The following is a 19,963-nucleotide window of genomic DNA, read 5'->3' on the forward strand; positions in this document are numbered from 1 at the left end:
GTGGAGAGCGTCCTGAACACGCCCCCCGATGGTCTTGAGTGACCGGCGCTGGTTCCCCCCTGTCTCGCCGCCGCTCGGCGCTGGTTCGCGCCCCTTGTGCGCCGGCTCGATTCCCGCGGCGGTCCGTGGAATTCCAGCACAGTGCCGGATCTCCAACAAGGGCCGTGCCCCGAGCTGTGACCTCCGTGACACGCTGTGAGTGGGACGTCACCAGCAGTGGAAGAGAATCCGGAACATAACGGGCGTATCCCACCGAGTGGTCGCTCGGCGTCAGGTGTCTGAGTCGCCATGATCAGGAGCGGAATGATGGGTTCAGGGGGTCAATGTCCGTTTCACCGGGGCGGGTTGGGGCTGAGGTTTGACCGAATTGTCCTTGAGGTCGTGAGCAAACTCACATGAGTCAGGTCGGCAGTTGGCGCGTTCGGCGGGGAATTGGATGTTTAGCCTGACGCTTTACAAGAGGGACGACTCTGCAAACCACTCGATCCAGAGGGCACAGGACCACAACGGTGAAGACGACGATGATGTTCCACAAGATCGCCAACCCGCGACGCACCACCCTGGCGCATCTGACGGACGCCGGCGAACTGGAGACGCCCGAGCTGCCGGAGCACTCCGTCGATCTCCCCCTCCAGACGGCCAACCCCCGGCGCACGGTCCTGGTGGACGTCCCGGCCGGCGCGGCGGCCGCAGAGTAGCCGACCGGCACTCACCTATTCCGCTGAATTTCCGGGACCCCGTTTTCCCGTGAGTCCCGGTCGGCGGCGATGTGCACGCCGGAATTCTCGCGGACCGCTATTCCGGGCGCCCCGGCGATCATCACGCACACACCGGCGGCCGTACACCGCCCCGCCGCCGGGGCGGCGTACGGCCCTGGGGTACGGCCCAGGTCAGGGCCCCCTGGGCGCAGGCCGAACACCGTGAACCCGCAATTCCGGCACCCCTCATTCCTGTGCCGGAAAAGCGCTGTCGCCGAACGCGTCCCGGTCCGACCGGTTAACCTGGGGCGTCAGTACGCCGGTTCTCAGTAAGGGGCGCAAGGATCCCGTGCGCATCGCCAGGTTCTCCATCGACGGGAACGTAGCCTTCGGCGCGGTCGAGGGCGACAAGCAGGACGAACTCGTCCTCGACATCATCAAGGGCATCCCGTTCGCGGACTACGAGCTGTCCGGTACGAAGGTGCCGCTGAGCAAGGTCAGGCTGCTCCCGCCGGTTCTCCCCAACAAGGTCGTGGCGTTCGGCCGCAACTACGCCGACCACGCGCGCGAGCTGGGCAACGAGGTGCCCGAGGCGCCGTTCGCCTTCTTCAAGCCGTCCACCTCGGTGATCGGCCCCGGTGACGACATCCAGTACCCCTCCTTCTCCGAGGAGCTGCACCACGAGGCCGAGCTGGCCGTCGTCATCGGGCGCATGTGCCGCGAGGTCCCGCGTGAGCGCGTCAAGGACGTGATCCTCGGTTACACCTGCGCGAACGACGTCACCGCCCGTGACGTGCAGAGGCGCGAGAAGCAGTGGGCCCGGGCCAAGGGCTTCGACACCTCCTGCCCGCTCGGCCCCTGGGTGGAGACGGACCTGGACCTGGAGCGCGCGAACGACCTCACGATCCAGCTCACGGTCGACGGTCAGCAGCGCCAGCTCGGCCGCACCAGCGAGATGATCCATCCCATCGAGGACCTGGTCGTCAACATCTCCGAGGCCATGACCCTGCTCCCCGGCGACGTCATCCTCACCGGCACTCCCGCGGGGGTCGGCCCCCTGAACGTCGGCGACGAGGTCGCCGTCACCATCGAAGGCATCGGCACTCTCACCAACAAGGTTGTCAAGCGTGGCTAGCGCACCCGGCTCACCCGTACGCGTCCGTTTCTGCCCCTCGCCCACCGGTAACCCGCACGTGGGCCTGGTCCGCACCGCCCTGTTCAACTGGGCGTTCGCCCGGCACCACCAGGGCACCCTGGTCTTCCGCATCGAGGACACCGACGCGGCCCGCGACTCCGAGGAGTCGTACAACCAGCTGCTCGACGCGATGCGCTGGCTCGGTTTCGACTGGGACGAGGGCCCCGAGGTCGGCGGCCCGCACGCGCCGTACCGGCAGTCGCAGCGCATGGACATCTACGCCGACGTCGCGCGGAAGCTCCTCGACGGCGGCCACGCCTACCACTGTTACTGCTCCCAGGAGGAGCTGGACACCCGCCGCGAGGCCGCCCGCGCCGCCGGCAAGCCCTCCGGCTACGACGGTCACTGCCGTGACCTGAGCGCCGAGCAGGTCGAGGAGTACGAGGCGCAGGGCCGCACCCCGATCGTCCGCTTCCGGATGCCCGACGAGGCGATCACCTTCACCGACCTGGTCCGCGGCGAGCTGACCTTCACGCCGGAGAACGTGCCGGACTACGGCATCGTCCGCGCCAACGGCGCCCCGCTGTACACGCTGGTCAACCCGGTCGACGACGCCCTGATGGAGATCACCCACGTCCTGCGCGGCGAGGACCTGCTCTCCTCCACCCCGCGCCAGATCGCGCTCTACAAGGCGCTGACCGAGCTGGGCATCGCCAAGCAGACCCCGGCCTTCGGCCACCTGCCGTACGTGATGGGCGAGGGCAACAAGAAGCTCTCCAAGCGCGACCCGCAGTCCTCGCTGAACCTCTACCGCGAGCGGGGCTTCCTGCCCGAGGGCCTGCTCAACTACCTGTCCCTGCTGGGCTGGTCGCTCTCCGCCGACCAGGACATCTTCACGATCGACGAGATGGTCGCCGCGTTCGACATCTCCGACGTGAACCCCAACCCGGCGCGCTTCGACCTGAAGAAGTGCGAGGCGATCAACGGCGACCACATCCGCATGCTGGATGTGAAGGAGTTCACCGAGCGCTGCCGCCCCTGGCTGAAGGCCCCGTTCGCCCCCTGGGCGCCCGAGGACTTCGACGAGGCCAAGTGGCAGGCCATCGCGCCGCAGGCCCAGACCCGCCTCAAGGTCCTGTCGGAGATCACCGACAACGTCGACTTCCTGTTCCTCGCCGAGCCGGTCTTCGACGAGGCCTCGTGGGCCAAGGCGATGAAGGAGGGCAGCGACGCCCTGCTGCGCACGGCCCGCGAAAAGCTGGAGTCGGCCGACTGGACGTCCCCCGAGTCCCTGAAGGAGGCCGTCCTGGCCGCCGGTGAGGCCCACGGCCTCAAGCTCGGCAAGGCCCAGGCCCCGGTCCGCGTCGCCGTCACCGGCCGCACCGTCGGCCTGCCCCTCTTCGAGTCCCTGGAGGTCCTGGGCAAGGAGAAGGCACTGGCCAGGATCGACGCGGCGCTGGCGAAGCTTCGCGCCTAGCCGACCCATGCGTGAGGGGCGGCATCCGGTGGGTTCCGGGTGCCGCCCCTGTTGCGTTCGTCACTGAGCGTCGGCCTCGTCGATCAGGTAGGCGCTCTCGTCGAAGATCTCCAGCACGACGACGACCATGATCGCGCCGGCCACCATGTACTCCAGCATGACGCCCGGGGCCACATACGCCCTGCGCAGGTGCTCGTCAGGGCCCAGCTGCGCGGTCGATGTCTTCCGGAACGGGTCACGGGCCAGTACCCGTACGGCCCTGTCCAACTGCGCTCGGCGCTCCGCCGGCAGCGCGTCGAACGTCGCACGGGCCTCGACGGTGAACTGCACGCGGTACTCGCTCACGCGGAGCAGTGTGCCAGCCGTTCGGCGGTACCGTCGGTGGCATGACGATCAGAGCCGTGGTCTGGGACGTCGACGACACCCTCTTCGACTACACGTCCGCCGACCGTGAGGGCATGCGGGCGCATCTGGCGGTGGAGGGGCTGCTCGCGGGGTACGGCAGTGCCGAGGAGGCCCTCGTGCGGTGGCGGGAGATCACCGACGCGCAGTGGGCTCGGTTCTCGGCAGGGGAGATCGGCTTCGAGGGGCAGCGGCGGGAGCGCGTGCGGGTCTTCCTCGGCGAGGCCGCGCTGACCGACGCCGAGGCCGACGACTGGTTCCGGCGGTACATGGGGCACTACGAGGCAGCCTGGAGCCTCTTCCCGGATGTCCTGCCCGCCCTGGAGACCCTCTCCGCCAGTCACCGGCACGCGGTGCTGTCCAACTCCAGCCTCACGGTCCAGGAGCGCAAACTGCGCACCCTCGGTCTCCTGGACCGCTTCGAGACCGTGCTGTGCGCCGCCGAGCTGGGCGTCTCCAAGCCCGAGGCCGGCGCCTTCCTGGCGGCCTGCGAGGCGCTGGGCCTGCCTCCGCACGAGGTGGCGTACGTCGGCGACCACCCGGAGATCGACGGCCGGGGCGCCGCCGAGGCCGGGCTGCTGTCCGTGTGGATCGACCGCGGAACGGCCTCCGCGCGCGCCGTCGGGGAGGCCGTCGCGCACCGGATCTCGACCCTCGCCGAACTCCCCGCGCTCGTCCGCGCGGATACCCGTTTTGGAGCCCCGTCCACCTTCGGGTAATGTTCTTCCTGCGCCGAGGGGCGGGCCGGAAGGCCGGAGCCCCGAGGAGCACGCTAGAACGAGAACCCCCGCAGGGGCTTGAGTTCCAGTGGCCTATGGTGTAATTGGCAGCACGACTGATTCTGGTTCAGTTAGTCTTGGTTCGAGTCCAGGTAGGCCAGCTCGCAGAGCTCATCTGCAAAGCCCCCGTTGTGTAGCGGCCTAGCACGCTGCCCTCTCAAGGCAGTAGCGCCGGTTCGAATCCGGTCGGGGGTACTGATCCTGATCCTGTCGGGATCGCTAGGGCCCCCGTTGTGTAGCGGCCTAGCACGCCGCCCTCTCAAGGCGGTAGCGCCGGTTCGAATCCGGTCGGGGGTACTGACTGGTCTAAACCATCATTGGTCTATGGTGTAATTGGCAGCACGACTGATTCTGGTTCAGTTAGTCTTGGTTCGAGTCCAGGTAGACCAGCTCGGGCCTGCGGAAACGCAGCGTCCACGCCCCCGTTGTGTAGCGGCCTAGCACGCCGCCCTCTCAAGGCGGTAGCGCCGGTTCGAATCCGGTCGGGGGTACGCACAGGGAAGGCCCTCCACTTCGGTGGGGGGCCTTCGCCGTTCCCCGCCGCCTACTCGAAACCGAAGCGGCGCGCCGACTCCTCCTCCTGGGCCAGCTGGCGCAGGGCGTGCAGCATCGGTCCGGTCAGCACCGTGCCGAGCACCGCCGTCTCCACCTTCTCCGCCTCCGAGGGCTGCGTCTCCACGAAGTCCAGGTCGAGTTTGGCCACCTCGTGCATCAACTCGGCGTACGACAAGAGCAGTTCGAACCCCCAGTCGTAACCGAGCCGGCGGAACGCGGCCACCGCCACCACCAGGGAGCGGTACGCGGGGGAGATCGTCGTCAGCAGCTTCGCGTTCGACCAGCCCAACCGGTCCAGCAGGTCGTCCGCCTCGCGGTGCGCCGCCCGCACGAACGCGTCGTCCTCGTCCGGCTCCGGCACCTGCGGCAGCGCCCACAGGGCCGCGCCCAGCCGGATCGTGCGGCCCAGTGCGTAGTCGTCGACGTTGCGCAGCACCTCCCGGACCGTGGCCACCGGGATCCCGCCGACCTGGATCATCGCGCGCACCAGTCGCAGCCGGCGCAGGTGCCCGTCGTCGTAGTCCGCCGTCGTGGGGTTGAGCTGGCGGCCCGGCGGCAGCAGGCCTTCGCGCAGGTAGTACTTGATCGTCGCGGTGGAGACACCGCTGCGTCTGCTCAGTTCGGCGAGCCGCATGTCTTGTGCTCCTTCTCGGATAACGGCACTATCCAAGCACTGGGTCTTGGATAGCGTCGCTCACCAATGAGGGGGAAGTCGTCATGGTGTCCCGCACGACCGCCGACGCGAAGGGTGAGGTCGTCGTCCTGCTGATCGGCATGCGCATCAACCGCTTCTGGGCGGTGCACCTGTGGCTGCCGATCATGCTGGGCATGTTCCGCATGCTCCGGGAGCTGGAGAAGGACCCCGCGCGGGGCCTGCGAAGCCGGGTCATGCTGACGGCTTCGCCGCGGACGTACTACGTCGTCCAGTACTGGGAGTCCAAGAAGAAGCTGTACGACTACGCGACGGCGCCCGACGCCTTCCACCACACCGCCTGGGCGCGGCTCAACCGCAAGGAGCGGACCGGGAAGCTGCGCGGGCAGGTCGGCATCTGGCACGAGACGTACGTGGTGCCGGAGGGGTCGTACGAGGCGATCTACGGTGACATGCCGGCGTTCGGGCTGGCCGCCGCGCACGGGCAGATCCCGCTGGAGAAGCGGGGGCGGTACGCGAAGGACCGATTCGCCCACCGCTCCAGCCAGGCACGGGCAGCGGAACGGGCCGACTGACACGGGGGAGCGGGGGAGCGGGGAGGGTCTGCCGCGGCGTTGGGGCGGGCCCTCCCCGGGGTTCCCCGGGGTACGGAGGGTCGGGCGGCGTCGATGACCGTCTGGGTGTGAACACGGCCGGACCGAGGCGGACGTCGCCGAGGAGGCCGACCGGCGCGGGGGATCGGGGGAGCGGGGAGGGTCTGCCGCGGCGTTGGGGCGGGCCCTCCCCGGACGGGGGTCAGCCCGAGCGGCGCAGGGCCTCGGAGAGGCGGGCGGCGGCGTCGATGACGGCCTGGGCGTGCATGCGGCCGGGGTGGCGCGTCAGGCGCTCGATCGGGCCGGAGACGGACACGGCGGCCACCACGCGGTTGGAGGGGCCGCGCACCGGCGCGGAGACGGACGCGACGCCCGGCTCGCGCTCGCCGATGGACTGGGCCCAGCCGCGCCGCCGTACGCCCGACAGGGCCGTCGCCGTGAAGCGGGCGCCCTGCAGGCCCCGGTGCAGGCGCTCTGGCTCCTCCCAGGCCATGAGGATCTGCGCCGAGGAGCCGGCCTTCATCGTGAGCGTGGAACCGACCGGGACGGTGTCCCGAAGGCCGGACAGGCGTTCCGCCGCGGCCACGCAGATACGCATGTCGCCCTGGCGCCGGTAGAGCTGTGCGCTCTCGCCCGTGACGTCGCGGAGGTGGGTGAGCACGGGGCCCGCCGTGGCCAGCAGGCGGTCCTCACCGGCCGCCGCCGCCAGCTCCGCGAGGCGCGGGCCGAGAATGAAACGGCCCTGCATGTCGCGTGCCACCATGCGGTGGTGTTCCAAAGCCACGGCCAGGCGGTGAGCCGTGGGTCGTGCCAGTCCGGTCGCGCCGACCAGACCCGCGAGGGTGGCCGGACCGGACTCCAGAGCGCTCAGGACGAGGGCCGCCTTGTCCAGAACGCCGACGCCGCTACTGTTGTCCATGCAACGATACTCGCGTCTCACTCTGTGAAACGCAAGTTCAATTTTCCGTGGAACGCGCCACCCTGGAATCACACAGCGGCCCGCGGACCAACGGGCCCGGCGGTGGACGCCCGGAAGCACGACACCCGGGGCGCGGGCGTCTCCTCCTCAAGATCTCTAGTTGGGCCGGTGCACGCTTGCCGGCCGGAGGGAAAGCGATGGGTAGGACACTCGCGGAGAAGGTCTGGGACGACCACGTCGTCCGGCGCGCCGAGGGCGAGCCCGACCTCCTCTTCATCGATCTGCACCTGCTGCACGAGGTGACCAGCCCGCAGGCCTTCGACGGGCTGCGCAAGAACGGCCGCCAGGTGCGCAGGCTCGACCTCACCATCGCGACCGAGGACCACAACACCCCGACCCTCGACATCGACAAGCCCATCGCCGACCCGGTCTCGCGCGCCCAGCTGGAGACGCTGCGCAAGAACTGCGCCGAGTTCGGGGTGCGCCTGCACCCGCTCGGCGACGTCGAGCAGGGCGTCGTCCACGTCGTCGGTCCTCAGCTGGGCCTGACCCAGCCGGGCACCACCGTGGTCTGCGGTGACTCGCACACCTCCACGCACGGCGCCTTCGGCGCGCTGGCGTTCGGCATCGGCACCTCCCAGGTCGAGCACGTGCTGGCCACCCAGACGCTGCCGCTGGCCCGCCCCAAGACCATGGCCATCACGGTCGAGGGCGAGCTGCCCGAGGGCGTCACCGCCAAGGACCTGATCCTGGCGATCATCGCGAAGATCGGCACCGGCGGCGGCCAGGGCTACGTCCTGGAGTACCGCGGCTCGGCCATCGAGAAGCTCTCGATGGAGGCCCGGATGACCATCTGCAACATGTCGATCGAGGCCGGCGCCCGCGCGGGCATGATCGCCCCCGACGAGACCACCTTCGCGTACCTCGAGGGCCGCCCGCACGCCCCCGAGGGCGCCGACTGGGACGCCGCGGTCGAGTACTGGAAGACGCTGCGCACCGACGACGACGCCGAGTTCGACGCCGAGGTCGTGATCAACGCCGACGAACTGTCGCCGTTCGTCACCTGGGGTACCAACCCCGGCCAGGGTGCCCCGCTTTCGGCGTCCGTCCCCGACCCGGCTTCGTACGAAGACGCTTCGGAGCGCCTCGCCGCCGAAAAGGCCCTGGAGTACATGGGGTTGGAGGCCGGCCAGCCGCTGCGGTCCATCAACGTGGACACCGTCTTCGTAGGCTCCTGCACCAACGGCCGCATCGAGGACCTGCGCGCCGCCGCCGAGCTCCTCAAGGGCCGCAAAGTCGCCGACGGCGTACGGATGCTGGTCGTCCCGGGTTCCGCGCGGGTGGGTCTGCAGGCCGTCTCCGAGGGCCTGGACGTGGTCTTCAAGGAGGCCGGCGCCGAATGGCGGCACGCCGGCTGCTCGATGTGCCTCGGCATGAACCCCGACCAGCTGGCCCCGGGTGAGCGCTCCGCGTCCACCTCCAACCGCAACTTCGAGGGCCGGCAGGGCAAGGGCGGTCGTACGCACCTGGTGTCGCCGCAGGTCGCGGCGGCGACCGCCGTCCTCGGCCACCTGGCCTCGCCCGCCGACCTGTCCGACGCCCCCGTGCCCGCTGGAGTCTGAGAACCATGGAAGCCTTCACCACCCACACCGGCCGGGCCGTCCCGCTGCGCCGCAGCAACGTCGACACCGACCAGATCATCCCTGCTCACTGGCTCAAGAAGGTCACGCGCGACGGCTTCGAGGACGGGCTGTTCGAGGCCTGGCGCAAGGACCCGGAGTTCGTCCTCAACCGCCCCGAGCGCCAGGGCGGCACGGTCCTGATCGCCGGCCCCGACTTCGGCACCGGCTCCTCCCGTGAGCACGCCGTCTGGGCGCTGCAGAACTACGGCTTCAAGGCCGTGATCTCCTCCCGCTTCGCGGACATCTTCCGGGGCAACTCGCTGAAGAACGGCCTGCTCACGGTGGTCCTGGACCAGAAGATCGTGGACGCGCTGTGGGAGCTCACGGAAGCGGACCCCACCGCTGAGGTCACTGTGGACCTTGAGGCGCGTGAGGTTCGCGCCGAGGGCATCACCGCCTCCTTCGAGCTGGACGAGAACTCCCGCTGGCGGCTGCTGAACGGCCTGGACGACATCTCCATCACGCTCCGGAACGAGGCCGACATCGCCGCGTACGAGGCCAAGCGGCCCGCCTACAAGCCGCGCACCCTGCAGGGCTGATCCCGACCCCCTGAGCGGGGCGGGTTTCGGCCACGCCAACACTCCGTCTGTACCCCCGATCGCCACGATTGGGGGTACAGCCGTGTCTGGGCCCGAACGGGCCCGCACGCTCGGCACACGCCACTCAACTTCCCACGTTACGACGGGCGTTGCCTGGGTACGTGAGTGCTGGGATCGCGCCTTCCGCAAGTGCCTGGAAGGCCATTTGAGGCGGCAGTTGCCCCCTGGGCAGGCGACAACTCGCCCCAGATGGCACAATCTGTGCATGGAACACGACGGCCAACTCCAGCTCTATACGGCGGTCGCGAACCAGCTCAAGGAAGCGCACGCAAGAGTGCGCGCACTGCAAGTCCCGGAGGGCGTACGGATGGCGCTGACCCGGAAGCTGCTGGTCATTACGGCCGCGGCCAAGCACGATCTCGCCGCTGCGGCAAGGCGGCTCGAGCGGTTCAACGCGGACCTCGACGAGGGTCGGATCCCCGACGAGGACCACTGAACAGCCCGAGATCACCGAGTCCGTTGCGGCACAAGGGTGATTAGCCCGTTTCGTGTTTGATTTGCGGTATATATCTGCCTAACGTGCGAAAAAGCTTGAACACTTTCGTTCTGGCGATGTCTCCGAAGGGGAAGACGTGAACAAGGCGCAGCTCGTAGAAGCGATTGCCGACAAGGTGGGTGGCCGCCAGCAGGCCGCCGAGGCTGTCGATCATGTTTTGGACGCCATCGTCCGCGCGGTCGTCGCGGGCGAGCGGGTCTCGGTCACCGGATTCGGGTCCTTCGAGAAGGTGGACCGCCCCGCCCGTTACGCCCGCAACCCGCAGACGGGTGAGCGGGTTCGGGTCAAGAAGACCTCCGTGCCGCGCTTCCGTGCCGGCCAGGGCTTCAAGGACCTGGTGAGCGGCTCGAAGAAGCTCCCCCGCGGCGGCGAGGTCTCGGTCAAGAAGGCGCCGAAGGGCAGCCTGACCGGCGGCGCCGCGGCGACGGTCAAGAAGGCCGCGGCCAAGAAGACCACCAAGGCGGCCGCGAAGAAGACCACGGCCAAGAAGACGACGGCGAAGAAGACGACGGCCGCCGCGAAGAAGACCACGGCGAAGAAGGCGCCCGCCAAGAAGACCACGGCGACCGCCAAGACCACCGCGGCGAAGAAGACCACCGCCAAGAAGGCGACGGCCAAGAAGGCTCCGGCGAAGAAGGTGACCGCGAAGAAGGCCCCGGCCAAGAAGTCGACGGCTCGCAAGACCACCGCCAAGAAGGCCAGTGCCCGCAAGGCGACCTCGTAAGGACGCCACGGCACACACGCGCCGGGCCGGACTCCCCCAGGGAGCCCGGCCCGCGGCGTGTCGTAAGGGCGGTTACAGGGTTTGAAGGGTTACGAGGGTGATGCGCAGCGCCTCGCCCTGGCCCTCGGTCTCGATCCGCACGCGCTGGCCGGGGCGCAACAGCAACAGCCCTCCGGCGGTGAAGGCGTCGGCGTCGAACGGGACGGGGGTGCCGTCGTCGAGCAGCACCTGCCCGCTTCGGGTTTCGGGGTCGTACGTGTATGCGGTGGCCTGCATGACGGCCAGCCTAATGTTCGCGGGGGCCACTTCACGACCCCGGGATCAGCAACCCCGCCGACACCGCGGCCGTATAGGGCCCGACCCCCAATGCCAACGCCGCCCGCAGATCGTTCCCGGTGTCCACGTCCTGCCGTACCGAATCCACGCCCGTCAGCCGGAGTTCCTGCGCACCGGACGCGCGATGCCGGGAACGGGAATCCACGCCGAACTCCGGCCGGAATTCCCCGCCCGGCCCCGCGGTCAGCAACGTGGTGCCGAGTTCGGCGGCGTCCGGGAGAAACGCCCGCGGAAACTCCGCCGCCGCCCCGAGGGCAACGGCCAGTTCCGCCGGGCGCAACGCCGGCAGATCGGCGTTCAGGGCCGCGACCGGTGTGCGCGGGCGCATGTCGCGTACGACGGCCGCACCGTGCGCCAGGGCGGCGTTCAGCCCGCTTGCCGGCGTGTCCGGGACGATCCGCGCCCCCAGGGCCGCCAGCTCGCGCGCGGCCAGCTCGTCGTCCGTGACGACCGCCACGTCAGCCACCGCGGGACAAGCCAGCGCCGCGGTCACCGTGTCCTGCGCGAACGCCAGGGCCAGCCCCGGCCGCACGCCGTCCGCTGCGGTGTCCGAGAGCCTGCTCTTGGCCCGGGACAGAGGCTTCAGCGGGATGACCAAGGTCCATTGCACCGGCGTACCGTCCCTCTCTCGTCGCGATCATTGTCCCCGTGCCATCTGGCGCCACGGGTGGCGGGGCGTACGGTGTTCTCGACAGACCGGCGGCTCGGAGCGACACTTGTGCGGCCCCCGCCGGGGTGACAGCCCTAGAGGAAGGTGTCCTTGTGCCCCGCCGCAGAATCGGCTTCTGGTACCGCTTCGCCGCGGTGATCTGCAAACCGCCGCTGGTGGTTCTGATCAAGCGGGACTGGCGTGGAATGGAGCACATTCCGGCCGAGGGCGGATTTATCACCGTGGTGAACCACAATTCCCACGTGGACCCCTTCGCGTACGCGCACTATCAGTACAACACCGGACGGGTTCCGCGATTCCTGGCGAAGAGCGGACTTTTCAAGAAGGGATTCGTCGGCGCCGCCATGCGCGGTACCGGACAGATCCCCGTCTACCGCGAGTCCACGGACGCGCTCAGCGCCTTCCGCGCCGCGATCGACGCCGTGGAGCGCGGCGAGTGCGTCGCCTTCTACCCCGAGGGCACCCTGACCCGCGACCCGAACGGCTGGCCCATGACCGGCAAGACCGGTGCCGCCCGCGTCGCCCTGCAGACCAAGTGCCCGGTCGTCCCCGTCGCCCAGTGGGGCGCCAACGAACTCCTGCCGCCGTACGCCAAGAAGCCGGACCTCTTCCCGCGCAAGACCCATCACGTGCTCGCGGGCCCGCCCGTGGACCTGTCCCGCTTCTACGACAGGGAGATGACCCCGGACCTGCTGAAGGAGGCCACCGAGGTCATCATGGCGGCCATCACCCGCCTGCTCGAGGAGATCCGCGGCGAGAAGGCGCCCGAGACGCCCTACGACCCGCGCCGTGAGCGGATCGAGCAGCGGCGCCGCACTCACGCGCAGACCAGGGGCAAGGAACCGGAGGGGCAGGGCAAGTGAGCAAGGCGGTTAAGGCGGCGGTCTTCAGCGCCGGTTCGTGGGGCACGGCCTTCTCCATGGTGCTCGCGGACGCCGGCTGCGAGGTCACCCTGTGGGCCCGTCGTGCCGAGGTCGCGGAGGCGATCAACGCGACCCGCACCAACCCCGACTATCTGCCGGGCGTCGAACTCCCCGAGAACATGCGGGCGACCACCGACCCCGCCGAGGCCCTGGCCGGCGCCGACTTCACGGTGCTGTCCGTCCCCTCCCAGACACTGCGCGCCAACCTCGCCGAGTGGGCACCGCTGCTCGCCCCGGACACCGTGCTCGTCTCCCTGATGAAGGGCGTCGAACTCGGCTCCACCATGCGGATGAGCGAGGTCATCGACGACGTCACCAAGGTCGGCCCGGACCGCATCGCCGTCGTCACCGGACCCAACCTGGCCCGGGAGATCGCCGCGCGCATGCCCGCCGCCGCCGTCGTCGCCTGCACCGACGAGGCCGTCGCGCAGCGCCTCCAGGCCGCCTGCCACACGCCGTACTTCCGGCCGTACACGGAGACCGACGTCGTCGGCTGCGAACTGGGCGGTGCCGTGAAGAACGTCATCGGGCTCGCCGTCGGCATCGCGGACGGCATGGGGCTCGGCGACAACGCCAAGGGCTCGCTCATCACCCGGGGCCTCGCCGAGACCGCGCGGCTCGGAGTCGCGCTCGGCGCCGACCCGCTGACCTTCTCCGGACTCGCGGGCCTCGGCGACCTGGTGGCCACCTGCTCCTCGCCGCTGTCCCGCAACCACACCTTCGGCACCAACCTCGGCAAGGGCATGACGCTCGAGGAGACCATCGCCGTGACCAGGCAGACCGCCGAGGGTGTCAAGTCCTGCGAGTCGGTGGCCGATCTGGCCCGCCGGCACGGTGTGGAGATGCCCATCACCGAGACGGTCGTGGACATCGTGCACGAGGGCAAGCCGCCGGTGGTCGCCCTCAAGGAGCTGATGTCGCGCAGCGCCAAGCCCGAGAGGCGCTGAATCTCCCGCTCGCGCGACGCTGAGCGACCGTTGGAGGGACGCTGAGTCACGGCGTCCGAGCGGGCGCTGACTCGGGGGATACCAGCGGGTACTCTCAACGCGATATGAGCACCGAGAACCTTCCCCAGAACCCCGGGCAGCCGTCGCGCAAGCCGCGCGTGGCCGTCGTGTTCGGCGGGCGCAGCTCCGAACACGGGATCTCCATGGTCACCGCCGGCGCCGTCCTCAAGGCCATCGACCGGTCGAAGTACGACGTGCTGCCGATCGGCATCACGCGGGAGGGCCGTTGGGTGCTCACCGCCGACGAGCCGGAGCGGATGGCCATCACCGACCGCCGGCTGCCCGCCGTGGAGGAGCTGGCGGAGTCGCACGAGGGCGGCGTGGTGCTCCCCGTCGACCCCGCCAACCGCGAGGTCGTCTACAGCGAGCCCGGCTCGGTGCCCAAGGCGCTCGGCGAGGTCGACGTGGTCTTCCCGGTGCTCCACGGCCCGTACGGCGAGGACGGCACCCTGCAGGGCCTCCTGGAGCTGTCCGGGGTGCCCTACGTGGGCGCCGGTGTGCTCGCCTCGGCCGTCGGCCAGGACAAGGAGTACATGAAGCGGATCTTCACGTCCTTCGGGCTCGGCGTCGGCCCCTACGTGGTGATCCGGCCCCGCGAGTGGGAGCAGGACGAGTCCGCCGCCCGCAAGAAGATCATCGACTTCGCCGGCGACCACGGCTGGCCGCTGTTCGTGAAGCCCGCGCGCGCGGGGTCGTCGATCGGCATCACCAAGGTCGACGACCTGTCCGGCCTGGACGAGGCGATCGCCACCGCGCAGGCGCACGACCCGAAGATCCTCGTCGAGGCCGCCGTACGGGGCCGCGAGATCGAGTGCGGGGTGCTGGAGTTCGAGGACGGGCCGCGCGCCTCCGTGCCGGCCGAGATCCCGCCGCCGGACACCCACGCGTACTACGACTTCGACGCCAAGTACATCGACTCCACGCCCGGTGTCGTCCCGGCGCCGCTCACCGAGGAGCAGACGGCCGAGGTGCGGCGGCTCGCGGTGGAGGCGTTCGAGGCGGTCTCCTGCGAGGGCCTGGTCCGCGCGGACTTCTTCCTCACCGAGGACGGCGAGTTCGTGATCAACGAGGTCAACACCCTGCCCGGCTTCACGCCCATCTCGATGTACCCGCAGATGTGGCAGGCCAGCGGCGTCAGCTACCCCGAGCTGATCGACCGCCTGGTGCAGGCGGCGCTGCGCCGCTCGACGGGACTGCGTTAGCGGTCCGCCGCTCCCGCACGCTCACCGCATGGAGGCGATCCCCTCGGGGATCGCCTTCTTCACGGCCGTCGCGAGATCCGTGAGCACCGCGGTGCCCTCCTCCTGCGCGGACATCCCCTCGGGCAGGCGGACCTGCACGTAGGCCCGGCGGCCGGCGGTGGTGAACCGCCAGGTGCCGTCGCCCTGCTTCTCCATCAGCCAGTCGACGCCGTCGACCCCGCCGGCGATGGCGTCCGGGTCGTCCCCCTTGGCCACCTTGGGATCGATCATCTTCGGCGGCCGTACGACACCGCAGCGCAGTATGATCGCCGGGTTTCCCCAGCCCGCCGTGTAGGCGGACCGGGGTTCGGGGTCGTTGCGGCTTCGTCCGTCGAGCTTTTGCGGAAGCACCCGGTGCAGCTCCCGGCAGACCGGCGCCGTCTTCGCGTCGGGACTGGGAACCGCCACGGTGGCGCTGTCGTCTGCCGAGGAGCAGCCCGCGACCGCTATCAGCAACGCGGGCGCGAGCAGGACGAGAGGCCGGTCACGGAAGATGGTCACCGGCCAAGGGTAGACGGGGGCTACAGATGCACGACCGGACAGGTCAGGGTGCGGGTGATCCCGTCCACTTGCTGGACCTTGGCGACCACCATGCGGCCGAGGTCGTCGACCGTCTCGGACTGGGCGCGCACGATGACGTCGTACGGTCCCGTCACGTCCTCTGCCTGGATCACTCCAGGGATCTTGCTGATCGTCTCGGCGACGGTCGACGCCTTGCCGACCTCCGTCTGGATCAGGATGTACGCCTGTACCACGGAACCTCCAGGGCGGCCACGAGGATCATGTGGGGAAAAGGAACGCCACGGTATCGCGTCGCCGCTCCCCGCGGGGAGACCTGCGGGAACCGGGCTTGCGCGCCAGGGTGCAGGCACGACGGAAGTTGACGGTCGCAAGGCCGTTCCTACGGTCATCCGGACCGTATCGACGGTCACCTAGACCGTATCGGGGACACTGATGACGCGCGAGTGGGCACGGCAAGGCAGAGAAGGGGAGCAAGGTCGATGAAGGGCACTGTTGGTGAGCTCGGGGAGTTCGGGCTCATCAGGGAGCTCACCTCCCGTCTCACCACCACACCGGCGGTCCGGATCGGCCCCGGCGACGACGCCGCGGTGGTCGCCGCGCCCGACCGGCGGGTGGTGGCGAGCACCGACATCCTGCTGGAGGGGCGGCACTTCCGCCGTGACTGGTCCACGGCGTACGACGTCGGGCGCAAGGCGGCGGCACAGAACCTCGCCGACATCGCCGCGATGGGCGCCGTACCGACCGCCCTGCTGCTCGGCCTGGTCGTCCCGGCCGAACTCCCGGTGACCTGGCCGAGCGAGCTGATGGACGGCCTGCGCGACGAGTGCCAGGTCGCGGGCGCCTCCGTGGTCGGCGGGGACGTCGTACGCGGCGACACGATCATGGTGTCGATCACCGCGCTCGGCGACATGCGCAACCAGGAGCCCGTCACGCGGGCCGGCGCGCAGCCCGGCGACCTGGTGGCCGTCACGGGCTGGCTGGGCTGGTCCGCGGCCGGTTACGCGGTCCTCTCCCGCGGTTTCCGCTCACCACGCGCCTTCGTCGAGGCCCACCGGCGGCCCGAGCCGCCGTACCACGCGGGCCCTGCCGCTGCCGGGCTCGGCGCGACCGCGATGTGCGACGTGAGCGACGGGCTGATCGCCGACCTCGGGCACATCGCCGAGGCCAGCAAGGTCCGCATCGACATCCGCTCCGGCGCGATCGACATCCCGACCCAGATGAACGACATCGGCCAGGCCGTCGGTGTGGACCCGCTGCAGTGGGTGCTGACCGGGGGAGAGGACCACGCGATCGTCGCGACCTTCCCACCGGACACCAAGCTGCCGGCCCGCTGGAAGGTCATCGGCGAGGTCCTCAACCCCTCCGCGCTGCCCCAGGTGACCGTCGACGGGGCGCCCTGGACCAGCAAGGGCGGCTGGGACCACTTCGGGGACATCGAGTCATGAGCACCTCGAAGACGCCGCCGAGGGTCCTCACCGTGGCCGGTTCCGACTCCGGGGGCGGGGCCGGCATCCAGGCCGACCTGAAGACCATGCTGGCGCTCGGCGTGCACGGGATGAGCGTGATCACGGCCGTGACCGCGCAGAACTCGCTGGGCGTGCAGGGTGCCTGGGAGCTGCCCGTGGAGGCGGTCCGGGCGCAGTACCGCAGCGTCGTGGACGACATCGGCGTCCAGGCCGTGAAGACCGGCATGCTGGCCTCGGCGGAACTGGCCGAGGCGGTCGCCGAGTTGATCTCCGGCACGGACGCGCCGGCCGTGGTGGACCCGGTGGGCGTCTCCAAGCACGGCGACCCGCTGCTCGCCGCCTCCGCACTGGACTCCGTACGGACGAAGCTGCTCCCGGCGGCCACCGTCGCCACCCCGAACCTCGACGAAGTGGCCCAACTCACAGGGGTCCGGGTGGAGTCCGAGGACGATCTACGACGGGCTGCCGACGCCGTGCTGGAGTACGGGCCGCGCTGGGTGCTGATCAAGGGCGGGCATCTGTCCGGAGCCGCCGTGGACCTGCTCACGGACGGCCACGACGAGTACCAGTACCGCGCGCCACGCCACGACAACCGGCACACCCACGGCACGGGCTGCACGCTGGCCTCCGCGATCGCGTCGGAGCTGGCCAAGGGGCTGGCCGTGCCCGTGGCGGTGGCCGCCGCGAAGGACTACGTCACCGGGGCGATCAAGGCCGGGTTCGCGCTGGGTGCGGGCATCGGCCCGGTCGACCACGGGTACGGGTTCCGGAGGTGACCCGGGCGCGGGCACGGCAAAAAGCCGGTCCACCCTCGGGTGGACCGGCTCAGTGCAGCGAACCAGCAGTGGCCGCGCGCTCAGCTGTTGGCGTCAGCGCGAGACCTTGCCGGCCTTGATGCACGAGGTGCAGGCGTTCACGCGCTTCGGCGTCCCGCCGACCACGGTACGCACACGCTGGATGTTCGGGTTCCAGCGGCGGGACGTACGGCGGTGCGAGTGCGAGATGTTGTTGCCGAAGCCCGGCCCCTTGCCGCAGACGTCGCAGTTGGCAGCCACGGGTCACTCCAAAGACTTCAGATGCACTTACGGTTAATCCCGGCATGCCGGGATCGAGATCCTAAGAACTGAGATCTTGAGTGGCGTTGCCAGGGGAACGGCCCGATCAGATCGGGCAACCGGAGCAGCATACAACGGCTGCGCCCGTGCAACGAAACTACCATGGCAGCTCAGGGCCCCGCTCCCGGCCCTCTTCCGGTGCACACGGGCACGGGGTCTACGCTGCGTCCCACGTCCAGCCAGCTCAGGGAGGCGCAGGTGGCGCAGGTGCCGCAGACATTCTTCGATGCTCTCGCGGTGCGCACCTGGTGCGGTCTGGCGCTCGGCGCGCTCGGACGGGCGCGTGAAGAGATCGACGCGATCAACGTCTATCCGGTGGCCGACGGCGACACCGGAACCAATCTCTACCTCACCCTGGAATCGGCGGCGACGGCCGTGGAGGCCGTGTTCGCCGGGTACGGGACGGGCACCGGGGAGCCGTCCCTGGCCGACGCCGTGCACGCGATGGCCCACGGGGCGCTCATCGGGGCGCGCGGGAACTCCGGGACGATCCTGGCGCAGCTGCTGCGGGGGATGTCGCAGGTGCTGGCGGAGGGCGGTGCGGCGGCCCACGCCGACGGCGCCGGCCTGCGGCTCGCGCTGCGGCGGGCCGCCGACTCCGCCCGGCAGGCCGTGGCCCACCCCGTCGAGGGCACGGTGCTGACCGTCGCCGCGGCCGCCGCCGAGGCCGCCGAGGGGGCGGAGGGCGACTGCGGGACGGTCGCGCGGGCGGCCTACGAGGGCGCGCGGACGGCCCTGGCGGCCACCCCGGGCCAGCTGGCGGTGCTCGGCCGGGCCGGCGTGGTCGACGCGGGCGGACGCGGCCTCGTGACGGTGCTGGGGGCGCTCGTGGAGGCGTTCACGGGGGAGGCGGTACGGGAGGCCCCGGCGGCCCGGGAGGGCCTGGCGGCGGTGGGGGAGGCCGCGCGGACCCGGGACGCGGTGGCCGGCCCGCACGCGCCCGGGGAAGCCGTCTCCGGGACCGCCGACGCCGGTGCGCACGCGCGCGTGGCCGACCCCGGCGCCGACCTGTGCGCCGACGCCACCGACGGCGGCGGGCCCGCCTACGAGGTGATCTATCTCCTGGAGGCCGGCGACACGGCCGTGGCCCGGCTCCGGGAACGACTCGACGCGCTCGGCGACTCCCTGGTCGTGGTCGGCGGCGACGGGCTGTGGAACGTCCATGTGCACGTCGACGACGCGGGCGCCGCCGTGGAGGCGGGGGTGGAGGCCGGGCGGCCGTACCGGATCCGGATCACCCACTTCGGGCTCGGGGACGTGCACACCGGCGGCGAACGGCCGCCGCGCGAGCGCGCCCAGCGCGCCGTCGTCGCCGTCGTACCGGGTGAGGGCCTCGCCGGTCTCTACACCGGGGCGGGCGCCACGACCGTCCTCGCGCGCCCCGGGGAGCCGCCCGCCAGCGGGGAGCTGGTGCAGGCGGTGCGGCGGGCCCACGCGCGTGAGGTCGTCCTGCTGCCCAACGACGCCGAGCTGCGGCACACGGCCGCCGCAGCCGCCGAGCAGGCCCGCACCGAGGGCATCCGGGTGGCCCTGATCCCGACCCGCTCCGCGGTCCAGGGCATCGCCGCGCTCGCCGTGCACGAGCCGGAGCGCCGGTTCGACGAGGACGTCGTCCAGATGACCGCGGCGGCGGGCGCCACCCGGTACGCCGAGGTCGTCGTCGCCGAACGCCAGTCCTGGACGACGGCCGGCATCTGCCAGGCCGGGGACGTGCTCGGCCTCATCGACGGCGACGTGGCGGTGATCGGCCCGGACGTCACCGCCACCGCCGCGACCGTCCTGGACCGCATGCTCCAGGCCGGCGGCGAGCTGGTCACCCTCGTCGTCGGCGACGAGGCCCCCGAGGCCGTCGCCGAGCACCTGGAGACCCGCGTACGGGAGTCCTACCTGGCCGTGGACACGGTGGTGTACCGGGGCGGCCGGCAGGGAGCGCTGCTGCTCATCGGGGTGGAGTGAGGACCGGGGAGCGACG

Annotated in this window: 24 protein-coding genes and 5 tRNA genes; 20 read left to right on the forward strand and 9 right to left on the reverse strand. The window is 70.5% G+C overall.

The window, feature by feature from the left end; translation table 11 throughout:
* Positions 1-509 precede the first annotated feature (509 nt).
* From AB0D93_RS15985 to gltX, 3 genes are all read left to right on the forward strand, one after another.
* On the forward strand, positions 510-698 hold the full coding sequence (locus tag AB0D93_RS15985; protein ID WP_362119442.1) for a hypothetical protein: 189 nt from the start codon (positions 510-512) through the stop codon (positions 696-698).
* A gap of 349 nt (positions 699-1,047) precedes the next feature.
* A complete protein-coding gene (locus tag AB0D93_RS15990; RefSeq protein WP_362119445.1) occupies positions 1,048-1,833 on the forward strand; it encodes a fumarylacetoacetate hydrolase family protein in 786 nt (261 codons plus the stop codon).
* A complete protein-coding gene (gltX, locus tag AB0D93_RS15995) occupies positions 1,826-3,310 on the forward strand; it encodes a glutamate--tRNA ligase (protein WP_362119448.1) in 1,485 nt (494 codons plus the stop codon). The genes AB0D93_RS15990 and gltX overlap by 8 nt, the downstream gene beginning before the upstream one ends.
* Before the next feature lie 60 nt (positions 3,311-3,370).
* Here the strand turns inward: gltX and AB0D93_RS16000 are convergent, their stop codons facing one another.
* Positions 3,371-3,655: a hypothetical protein gene (locus AB0D93_RS16000; RefSeq protein WP_362119451.1), complete on the reverse strand. Its 285-nt coding sequence runs from the start codon at positions 3,653-3,655 to the stop codon at positions 3,371-3,373.
* 41 nt (positions 3,656-3,696) lie between these two features.
* Here AB0D93_RS16000 and AB0D93_RS16005 point away from each other — a divergent pair, with 41 nt between their 5' ends.
* From AB0D93_RS16005 to AB0D93_RS16030, 6 genes are all read left to right on the forward strand, one after another.
* The gene (locus AB0D93_RS16005; RefSeq protein ID WP_362119454.1) at positions 3,697-4,431 is read left to right on the forward strand and encodes an HAD family hydrolase; all 735 of its coding nucleotides are present in this window, start codon (positions 3,697-3,699) and stop codon (positions 4,429-4,431) included.
* 89 nt (positions 4,432-4,520) lie between these two features.
* Positions 4,521-4,592: transfer RNA gene (locus AB0D93_RS16010), tRNA-Gln, on the forward strand.
* 21 nt (positions 4,593-4,613) lie between these two features.
* Positions 4,614-4,686: transfer RNA gene (locus AB0D93_RS16015), tRNA-Glu, on the forward strand.
* A 29-nt stretch (positions 4,687-4,715) separates the two neighbouring features.
* Positions 4,716-4,788 (forward strand) — tRNA-Glu (locus tag AB0D93_RS16020).
* Positions 4,789-4,809: 21 nt separating this feature from the next.
* Positions 4,810-4,881, forward strand: a tRNA-Gln gene (locus AB0D93_RS16025).
* 28 nt (positions 4,882-4,909) lie between these two features.
* Positions 4,910-4,982: transfer RNA gene (locus AB0D93_RS16030), tRNA-Glu, on the forward strand.
* Between the two features lie 53 nt (positions 4,983-5,035).
* Here AB0D93_RS16030 and AB0D93_RS16035 read toward each other — a convergent pair.
* The gene (locus AB0D93_RS16035) at positions 5,036-5,680 is read right to left on the reverse strand and encodes a MerR family transcriptional regulator (protein WP_362119457.1); all 645 of its coding nucleotides are present in this window, start codon (positions 5,678-5,680) and stop codon (positions 5,036-5,038) included.
* 83 nt (positions 5,681-5,763) lie between these two features.
* Here AB0D93_RS16035 and AB0D93_RS16040 point away from each other — a divergent pair, with 83 nt between their 5' ends.
* Positions 5,764-6,273 carry a DUF4188 domain-containing protein gene (locus tag AB0D93_RS16040; protein ID WP_362119460.1) on the forward strand — a complete coding sequence of 170 codons (510 nt, stop codon included), beginning with the start codon at positions 5,764-5,766 and terminating at the stop codon, positions 6,271-6,273.
* 220 nt (positions 6,274-6,493) lie between these two features.
* On the opposite strand, the gene ndgR is transcribed toward AB0D93_RS16040, so the two are convergent.
* A complete protein-coding gene (gene ndgR, locus AB0D93_RS16045; protein ID WP_009320373.1) occupies positions 6,494-7,210 on the reverse strand; it encodes an IclR family transcriptional regulator NdgR in 717 nt (238 codons plus the stop codon).
* A gap of 197 nt (positions 7,211-7,407) precedes the next feature.
* On the opposite strand from ndgR, the gene leuC reads away from it, so the two are divergent.
* The 3 genes from leuC (at position 7,408) to AB0D93_RS16060 (ending at position 9,927) form a co-directional block, all read left to right on the forward strand.
* A complete protein-coding gene (gene leuC, locus AB0D93_RS16050; RefSeq protein WP_362119464.1) occupies positions 7,408-8,832 on the forward strand; it encodes a 3-isopropylmalate dehydratase large subunit in 1,425 nt (474 codons plus the stop codon).
* A gap of 5 nt (positions 8,833-8,837) precedes the next feature.
* The gene (gene leuD / locus AB0D93_RS16055) at positions 8,838-9,431 is read left to right on the forward strand and encodes a 3-isopropylmalate dehydratase small subunit (RefSeq protein WP_362119467.1); all 594 of its coding nucleotides are present in this window, start codon (positions 8,838-8,840) and stop codon (positions 9,429-9,431) included.
* Positions 9,432-9,696: 265 nt separating this feature from the next.
* Positions 9,697-9,927, forward strand: coding sequence for a hypothetical protein (locus AB0D93_RS16060; RefSeq protein WP_067130673.1), 231 nt, complete (start codon positions 9,697-9,699; stop codon positions 9,925-9,927).
* 40 nt (positions 9,928-9,967) lie between these two features.
* On the opposite strand, the gene AB0D93_RS16065 is transcribed toward AB0D93_RS16060, so the two are convergent.
* Positions 9,968-10,141, reverse strand: coding sequence for a hypothetical protein (locus tag AB0D93_RS16065; protein WP_362119892.1), 174 nt, complete (start codon positions 10,139-10,141; stop codon positions 9,968-9,970).
* Here AB0D93_RS16065 and AB0D93_RS16070 point away from each other — a divergent pair.
* Positions 10,064-10,711, forward strand: coding sequence for an HU family DNA-binding protein (locus AB0D93_RS16070; protein ID WP_362119471.1), 648 nt, complete (start codon positions 10,064-10,066; stop codon positions 10,709-10,711). The two genes, AB0D93_RS16065 and AB0D93_RS16070, sit on opposite strands and share 78 nt — an antisense overlap.
* Before the next feature lie 72 nt (positions 10,712-10,783).
* On the opposite strand, the gene AB0D93_RS16075 is transcribed toward AB0D93_RS16070, so the two are convergent.
* Together AB0D93_RS16075 and cofC are read right to left on the reverse strand one after the other, a co-directional pair.
* Positions 10,784-10,987 (reverse strand): hypothetical protein, encoded by a 204-nt coding sequence (locus AB0D93_RS16075; RefSeq protein WP_362119474.1) that lies wholly within the window; start codon positions 10,985-10,987, stop codon positions 10,784-10,786.
* A 31-nt stretch (positions 10,988-11,018) separates the two neighbouring features.
* Positions 11,019-11,657, reverse strand: coding sequence for a 2-phospho-L-lactate guanylyltransferase (gene cofC / locus AB0D93_RS16080; RefSeq protein WP_362119477.1), 639 nt, complete (start codon positions 11,655-11,657; stop codon positions 11,019-11,021).
* Positions 11,658-11,809: 152 nt separating this feature from the next.
* Between cofC and AB0D93_RS16085 the strand changes: the two genes are divergently transcribed.
* The 3 genes from AB0D93_RS16085 (at position 11,810) to AB0D93_RS16095 (ending at position 14,849) form a co-directional block, all read left to right on the forward strand.
* Complete coding sequence (locus tag AB0D93_RS16085; RefSeq protein ID WP_362119480.1) at positions 11,810-12,580, forward strand: 1-acyl-sn-glycerol-3-phosphate acyltransferase; 771 nt, start codon at positions 11,810-11,812, stop codon at positions 12,578-12,580.
* Positions 12,577-13,587 carry an NAD(P)H-dependent glycerol-3-phosphate dehydrogenase gene (locus AB0D93_RS16090; RefSeq protein WP_362119483.1) on the forward strand — a complete coding sequence of 337 codons (1,011 nt, stop codon included), beginning with the start codon at positions 12,577-12,579 and terminating at the stop codon, positions 13,585-13,587. Before AB0D93_RS16085 ends, AB0D93_RS16090 begins: the two co-directional genes overlap by 4 nt.
* A gap of 104 nt (positions 13,588-13,691) precedes the next feature.
* Positions 13,692-14,849: a D-alanine--D-alanine ligase family protein gene (locus AB0D93_RS16095; RefSeq protein WP_362119486.1), complete on the forward strand. Its 1,158-nt coding sequence runs from the start codon at positions 13,692-13,694 to the stop codon at positions 14,847-14,849.
* A 21-nt stretch (positions 14,850-14,870) separates the two neighbouring features.
* Here AB0D93_RS16095 and AB0D93_RS16100 read toward each other — a convergent pair whose 3' ends face one another.
* Both AB0D93_RS16100 and AB0D93_RS16105 read right to left on the reverse strand, forming a co-directional pair.
* Positions 14,871-15,389: a DUF3515 domain-containing protein gene (locus AB0D93_RS16100; RefSeq protein ID WP_362119489.1), complete on the reverse strand. Its 519-nt coding sequence runs from the start codon at positions 15,387-15,389 to the stop codon at positions 14,871-14,873.
* Between the two features lie 20 nt (positions 15,390-15,409).
* Positions 15,410-15,643, reverse strand: a complete 234-nt coding sequence (locus tag AB0D93_RS16105) for an Lrp/AsnC ligand binding domain-containing protein (RefSeq protein WP_069778518.1) — start codon at positions 15,641-15,643, stop codon at positions 15,410-15,412.
* A gap of 246 nt (positions 15,644-15,889) precedes the next feature.
* Between AB0D93_RS16105 and AB0D93_RS16110 the strand changes: the two genes are divergently transcribed.
* Both AB0D93_RS16110 and thiD read left to right on the forward strand, forming a co-directional pair.
* Complete coding sequence (locus AB0D93_RS16110; protein WP_362119492.1) at positions 15,890-16,855, forward strand: thiamine-phosphate kinase; 966 nt, start codon at positions 15,890-15,892, stop codon at positions 16,853-16,855.
* A complete protein-coding gene (gene thiD, locus AB0D93_RS16115) occupies positions 16,852-17,652 on the forward strand; it encodes a bifunctional hydroxymethylpyrimidine kinase/phosphomethylpyrimidine kinase (protein WP_362119495.1) in 801 nt (266 codons plus the stop codon). Before AB0D93_RS16110 ends, thiD begins: the two co-directional genes overlap by 4 nt.
* Before the next feature lie 93 nt (positions 17,653-17,745).
* Here thiD and rpmB read toward each other — a convergent pair whose 3' ends face one another.
* Positions 17,746-17,931: a 50S ribosomal protein L28 gene (gene rpmB, locus AB0D93_RS16120; protein ID WP_003993230.1), complete on the reverse strand. Its 186-nt coding sequence runs from the start codon at positions 17,929-17,931 to the stop codon at positions 17,746-17,748.
* A gap of 258 nt (positions 17,932-18,189) precedes the next feature.
* On the opposite strand from rpmB, the gene AB0D93_RS16125 reads away from it, so the two are divergent.
* Positions 18,190-19,947 (forward strand): DAK2 domain-containing protein, encoded by a 1,758-nt coding sequence (locus AB0D93_RS16125; RefSeq protein WP_362119498.1) that lies wholly within the window; start codon positions 18,190-18,192, stop codon positions 19,945-19,947.
* The last annotated feature ends 16 nt before the right edge of the window (positions 19,948-19,963 follow it).

This window comes from Streptomyces sp. NPDC048191, assembly GCF_040652655.1.
Lineage (GTDB): Bacteria > Actinomycetota > Actinomycetes > Streptomycetales > Streptomycetaceae > Streptomyces.